Origin of the sequence: Mesorhizobium sp. M7A.F.Ca.MR.362.00.0.0 (genome assembly GCF_004023175.1) — a bacterium.
In the GTDB taxonomy this organism is placed as follows: domain Bacteria; phylum Pseudomonadota; class Alphaproteobacteria; order Rhizobiales; family Rhizobiaceae; genus Mesorhizobium.
In genome coordinates this window covers 4,240-9,638 of the sequence record NZ_RZTF01000216.1, presented here as the reverse complement: position 1 = coordinate 9,638, position 5,399 = coordinate 4,240, and the positions used below count along the sequence as shown (strand labels likewise).

General features: G+C 61.7%; 6 protein-coding genes and 2 pseudogenes (1 of these 8 running past the window's edge). All 8 read left to right on the top strand.

Annotation, left to right across the window (positions count from 1 at the left end; translation table 11 throughout):
* A pseudogene (locus EOC06_RS43290) lies at positions 1–97 on the top strand (uL15m family ribosomal protein); the annotation flags it as partial.
* A 192-nt stretch (positions 98–289) separates the two neighbouring features.
* Positions 290–1,630, top strand: coding sequence for a preprotein translocase subunit SecY (secY, locus tag EOC06_RS23295; RefSeq protein WP_128308891.1), 1,341 nt, complete (start codon positions 290–292; stop codon positions 1,628–1,630).
* A complete protein-coding gene (locus tag EOC06_RS23290) occupies positions 1,627–2,223 on the top strand; it encodes an adenylate kinase (RefSeq protein WP_013531436.1) in 597 nt (198 codons plus the stop codon). The genes secY and EOC06_RS23290 overlap by 4 nt, the downstream gene beginning before the upstream one ends.
* 210 nt (positions 2,224–2,433) lie before the next feature.
* Positions 2,434–2,802: a 30S ribosomal protein S13 gene (gene rpsM / locus EOC06_RS23285; RefSeq protein WP_013531437.1), complete on the top strand. Its 369-nt coding sequence runs from the start codon at positions 2,434–2,436 to the stop codon at positions 2,800–2,802.
* Between the two features lie 126 nt (positions 2,803–2,928).
* Entirely contained in the window at positions 2,929–3,318 is a 390-nt protein-coding gene (gene rpsK / locus EOC06_RS23280; protein WP_006205444.1) for a 30S ribosomal protein S11, read from the top strand.
* A gap of 102 nt (positions 3,319–3,420) precedes the next feature.
* Complete coding sequence (locus EOC06_RS23275) at positions 3,421–4,431, top strand: DNA-directed RNA polymerase subunit alpha (protein ID WP_023812081.1); 1,011 nt, start codon at positions 3,421–3,423, stop codon at positions 4,429–4,431.
* A gap of 104 nt (positions 4,432–4,535) precedes the next feature.
* A complete protein-coding gene (rplQ, locus tag EOC06_RS23270; RefSeq protein WP_128289223.1) occupies positions 4,536–4,967 on the top strand; it encodes a 50S ribosomal protein L17 in 432 nt (143 codons plus the stop codon).
* Between the two features lie 199 nt (positions 4,968–5,166).
* Positions 5,167–5,399, top strand: a pseudogene (locus EOC06_RS23265) (Do family serine endopeptidase); it runs 1,180 nt beyond the window's last position.

Here is a 5,399-nt window from a genome sequence, read left to right as displayed (position 1 = left end):
CTTTGACGTCGCCGGCGCCTCCAAGGCCGCGATCGAAAAGATCGAAAAGGCCGGCGGTTCGGTCAAGCTGCCGCAGGAAAAGGCAGCTGCCGAGTAACGGCAATTTGAAGCGCGATCGGCAGGAGTGGGATCCGTTTTTGCTCACGATTGCGCTTTGATCTGCTCAACGAGGCGGCCGCGTCAACGCGGCCGCTTGCATGTTTAGAGCCCGGAGCTTATCTCGTGAGCTTCGGTGAAACGCGCCGCCTGACCTCAGGGCCATCAAGCGTTACCAAGCGGAGAATCAGGCATGGCTTCGGCTGCTGAACAATTAGCCTCGAATCTGAATTTCTCGGCCTTCGCCAAGGCGGAGGATTTGAAGAAGCGCATCTGGTTCACGATCGGCGCGCTGCTCGTCTATCGCCTCGGCACCTACATCCCGCTTCCCGGCATCAATCCCGACGCCTTCGCCCAGGCCTTCTCCTCGCAGAGCAAGGGCGTGCTTGGCATGTTCAACATGTTCGCCGGCGGCGCCGTGGAGCGCATGGCGATCTTCGCGCTCGGCATCATGCCTTACATCTCCGCCTCCATCATCATGCAGCTGATGACTTCGGTCATCCCGTCGCTGGAAGCGCTGAAGAAGGAAGGCGAGCAGGGCCGCAAGGTCATCAACCAGTACACGCGCTACGGTACCGTGCTGCTTGGGCTGGTTCAGGCCTATGGCATTTCTGTCGGTCTGGAAGGCGGCAACGGCATCGTCAGCGATCCCGGCATGTTCTTCCGCGTCTCGACCGTCCTCACGCTGCTCGGCGGCACCATGTTCCTGATGTGGCTCGGCGAGCAGATCACCGCCCGCGGCATCGGCAACGGCATTTCGCTGATCATCTTCTCCGGCATCGTCGCCGGCCTGCCGCACGCCATCTCCGGCACGCTGGAGCTTGGCCGCACCGGCGCGCTGTCGACCGGCCTGATCCTGGCGATCATCGTGCTCGCCGTCGTCGTCATTGCGCTCATCGTGTTCTTCGAGCGCGCCCAGCGCCGCTTGCTGATCCAGTATCCGAAGCGCCAGGTCGGCAACCGCATGTTCCAGGGCGATACATCGCACCTGCCGCTGAAGCTCAATACGGCGGGCGTCATTCCACCGATCTTCGCCTCGTCGCTGCTGTTGCTGCCGGCCACCGTCGCGGGCTTCTCGCAGACGACCAACATGCCGGCCTGGGCAAGCACGATCCTGGCCGCACTCGGCCACGGCCAGCCGCTCTATATGGCATTCTATGCGGCGATGATCGCGTTCTTCGCCTTCTTCTACACTGCGATTGTCTTCAACCCGAAGGAAACCGCCGACCAGCTCAAGAAGCATTCGGGCTTCATCCCGGGCTATCGTCCGGGCGAGCGCACCGCCGATTACATCGATTACGTTCTCACCCGCATCACCGTCGTCGGCGCCATCTATCTGGTGCTGGTGTGCCTGTTGCCGGAGTTCCTGATCTCGGCGACTGGCGTACCATTCTACCTTGGTGGCACATCGCTTCTGATCGTGGTCAGTGTCACGCTCGATACGGTTGCGCAGATTCAGGGCCACCTGATCGCGCACCAGTATGAAGGCCTGATCAAGAAGTCGAAGCTGCGCGGGGGGAAGAAAGCCAGATGAGGTTGATATTGCTTGGGCCGCCAGGAGCGGGCAAGGGGACGCAAGCACAAAGACTGGTAGAAAAACACGGCATACCCCAGCTCTCGACGGGCGATATGCTGCGTGCTGCCGTCCAGGCAGGCACCGAAGTCGGCAAGCGCGCCAAGGCGGTGATGGATGCCGGTGAACTGGTGTCCGATGCGATCGTCAACGCGATCGTCGCCGAGCGTATCGATCAGCCCGACTGCGCCAAGGGGTTCATCCTCGACGGCTATCCGCGGACCCTGGTGCAGGCGGATGCGGTCGAGCAGATGCTGTCGGATCGCTCCCAGGGCCTCGACGCCGTCATTGAGCTCGTGGTCGACGACAAGGCCCTGGTTGGCCGGATCGTCAAGCGCGCCGACGAGGCGCAGGCCGCCGGTCTTCCCGTTCGCAAGGACGACAACCCGACCGTGTTCGAAGAGCGCCTGAGGGAATACTACAAGAAGACGTCGCCGCTGATTGGCTACTACTATGCCAAGGGCAAGCTCCGCAGTGTCGACGGCATGGCCGATATCGACGCCGTGACGGAACAGATCGAAGCGGTGCTCAAGGACGCAGTGCGGGGAAATTAACGATTGCACTTGACGGAGGCGGTTCGCTGCGGTATGGCGGCCCGTCTTCCTATCAGGCATGAGCTTTGCTTGTCCGCAAGGGCAAGGCAGCCGCATTGAACTGGAAACTCCCGCATGGGCCGGCCTCCACCGGACGCGGGGCAACTTAAGACAGCGCCGTGCCCGCCTCGTTTTTGAGGATTGGCCGGCCCACATGGAGAAGGGAAGAACATGGCTCGTATAGCCGGCGTCAACATTCCGACCAACAAGCGCGTTGTCATTGCGCTTCAGTACATTCACGGCATTGGCAAGCGGTTCGCCCAGGAGATCGTCGACAAGGTCGGCATCCCGGCCGAGCGCCGCGTCAACCAGCTGACCGACGCGGAAGTGCTGCAGATCCGCGAAACCATCGACCGCGATTACCAGGTTGAAGGCGACCTGCGCCGCGAAGTCTCGATGAACATCAAGCGGCTCATGGACCTCGGCTGCTACCGCGGCCTGCGTCACCGCCGCTCGCTGCCGGTCCGCGGCCAGCGCACGCATACCAATGCGCGCACCCGCAAGGGCCCGGCCAAGTCGATCGCCGGCAAGAAGAAGTAAGTGAGCGAATAGCGAGTAGCCATTAGCGAGTAGGGATCCCTACTCGCTATTCCCTACTCACTACTCGCTTTCCAAGGTGGAGCCGCTGGCATTACGGCGGTGTAGAGATCAACTGAAAGGACTATCATGGCCAAGGAAGCCGCTCGTGTTCGCCGTCGCGAACGCAAGAACATCTCGTCGGGCGTTGCCCACGTCAATTCGACCTTCAACAACACGATGATCACCATCACCGACGCGCAGGGCAATTCGATTGCCTGGTCGTCGGCCGGTGCCCAGGGCTTTAAGGGTTCGCGCAAGTCGACCCCGTTCGCTGCCCAGATGGCTGCCGAGGATGTTGCCAAGAAGGCCCAGGAACACGGCATGCGCATGCTCGAAGTCGAGGTCTGCGGACCCGGCTCCGGTCGTGAATCGGCATTGCGCGCCCTGCAGGCGGCCGGCTTCACCATCACCTCGATCCGTGATGTGACGCCGATCCCGCACAATGGCTGCCGCCCGCGCAAGAAGCGTCGCGTCTAAGCATTTACCGAACGCCGCGCGAGCGCCCTTGGGCGCTCCTCCGCGGCATTCCAGGTCGCCCGCCACGATTGGATGGTGGCGGGTCAACGGAAGGAAAGCATCATGATCCAGAAAAATTGGCAGGAACTGATCAAGCCGAACAAGATCGAGTTCTCGTCGAAGAAGAAGACGCTGACCACGCTGGTCGCCGAGCCTCTCGAGCGTGGCTTTGGCCTGACGCTGGGCAACGCGCTGCGCCGCGTGCTTCTGTCTTCGCTGCGCGGTGCGGCTGTTACCGCCGTGCAGATCGACGGCGTTCTGCATGAATTCTCGTCCATCGCTGGCGTGCGCGAGGACGTGACCGACATCGTCTTGAATATCAAGGAAATCGCCATCCGCATGGAAGGCGATGGTCCCAAGCGCATGGTCGTTCGCAAGCAGGGACCGGGTGCTGTTCTTGCCGGCGACATCCAGACGGTTGGCGACGTCGAGATCCTCAACCCCGACCACGTCATCTGCACGCTGGACGAAGGCGCTGAAATCCGCATGGAATTCACCGTCGACACCGGCAAGGGTTACGTGCCGGCCGACCGCAACCGCGCCGAAGACGCGCCGATCGGCTTGATCCCGGTCGACAGCCTTTATTCGCCGGTCAAGAAGGTCTCCTACAAGGTCGAGAACACCCGCGAGGGCCAGGTTCTCGACTATGACAAGCTGACCATGACGATCGACACCGACGGTTCGATCACCGGCGAGGACGCGGTGGCTTTCGCCGCCCGCATCCTGCAGGACCAGCTCGGCCTGTTCGTCAACTTCGACGAGCCGCAGAAGGAAGTCGCCGCCGAGGCCGTCACCGAGCTCGCCTTCAACCCGGCGCTGCTCAAGAAGGTCGACGAACTCGAGCTTTCGGTGCGTTCGGCCAACTGCCTGAAGAACGACAACATCGTCTATATCGGCGACCTGATCCAGAAGACCGAAGCCGAGATGCTGCGCACCCCGAACTTCGGCCGCAAGTCGCTGAACGAGATCAAGGAAGTCCTGGCGGCGATGGGCCTGCACCTCGGCATGGAAGTGCCGGACTGGCCGCCGGAAAACATCGAAGATCTCGCTAAGCGTTACGAAGACCAATATTGAGCATGAATTCCAAGGATGGGCGGCGTGGGCCGCTCGATCCGACGGTCATGCGGAAAACCATCAGAGGCCGCGGCCTCTTGAACAACTGAAGAAGGAAAAGAGCCATGCGCCACGGTTTCAAAGGCCGTCGCTTCGCCCGAAGCATTAGCCATCGCAAGTCGATGTTCGCCAACCTCGCCGTGTCGCTGCTCGAGCACGAGCAGATCGTCACGACCTTGCCGAAGGCGAAGGACCTGCGTCCGATCGTCGAGAAGCTGGTGACGCTCGGCAAGCGCGGCGACCTGCATGCCCGCCGCCAGGTCATTGCCCAGATCGGCAATGAAGGCGTCGTCAAGCGTCTGTTCGACACCATCGCGCCGCGCTACGCCAACCGCAATGGCGGCTATCTGCGCATCATGAAGGCGGGCTTCCGTCACGGTGACAACGCCGCCATGGCCGTCATCGAGTTCGTCGATCGCGACGTTTCGGCCAAAGGCGCCGGCGACCGCGCTCGCATCGAAGCCGAAAGCGCTGACACGGACGCCGCAGCCGCATAAGGCTCGGTTTTCCCAAATGAGTTCAAAGGGGCCTGCGGGCCCCTTTTTGTTTTCTGAAAGCAGCAAACCGCGGCGGAATCCGATTTCCTGGCTTGCCCCTGGGGTTTTGGCCCAAAATAGTCGGATTTCAGCGGCTTAGCCTTTCATTTTGCACAATCGTCGGGACAATGCCCCCGAACTTGCCTTGGAGGATTCGCGAATGCGCGCCAGAAGACTGCCCTTTGTTCTGCTTTTCGCCATCATGGCGTTTGCGGCCGCACCGGTGGTCAGGCAGGCATTGGCCGAGGAGACGAAGACCGATCCCGGCCTGTCCGATGTGCTGACCGACCTGCTGCATGGCGTGGAAGGCGAAAACGCCACGGCTGGTCCCGACAAGCGCGTACCCTTCGGCCGCGAGGAGGTGCAATTGTCGTTTGCGCCGCTGGTCAAGCA

What these genes read in the sequence shown, in the direction of transcription:
- rplQ (WP_128289223.1), top strand. Translation starts at nt 4,536, where the DNA reads ATGCGCCACGGTTTCAAAGGCCGTCGCTTCGCCCGAAGCATTAGCCAT.
- secY (WP_128308891.1), top strand. Translation starts at nt 290, where the DNA reads ATGGCTTCGGCTGCTGAACAATTAGCCTCGAATCTGAATTTCTCGGCC.
- rpsM (WP_013531437.1), top strand. Translation starts at nt 2,434, where the DNA reads ATGGCTCGTATAGCCGGCGTCAACATTCCGACCAACAAGCGCGTTGTC.
- rpsK (WP_006205444.1), top strand. Translation starts at nt 2,929, where the DNA reads ATGGCCAAGGAAGCCGCTCGTGTTCGCCGTCGCGAACGCAAGAACATC.
- EOC06_RS23290 (WP_013531436.1), top strand. Translation starts at nt 1,627, where the DNA reads ATGAGGTTGATATTGCTTGGGCCGCCAGGAGCGGGCAAGGGGACGCAA.
- EOC06_RS23275 (WP_023812081.1), top strand. Translation starts at nt 3,421, where the DNA reads ATGATCCAGAAAAATTGGCAGGAACTGATCAAGCCGAACAAGATCGAG.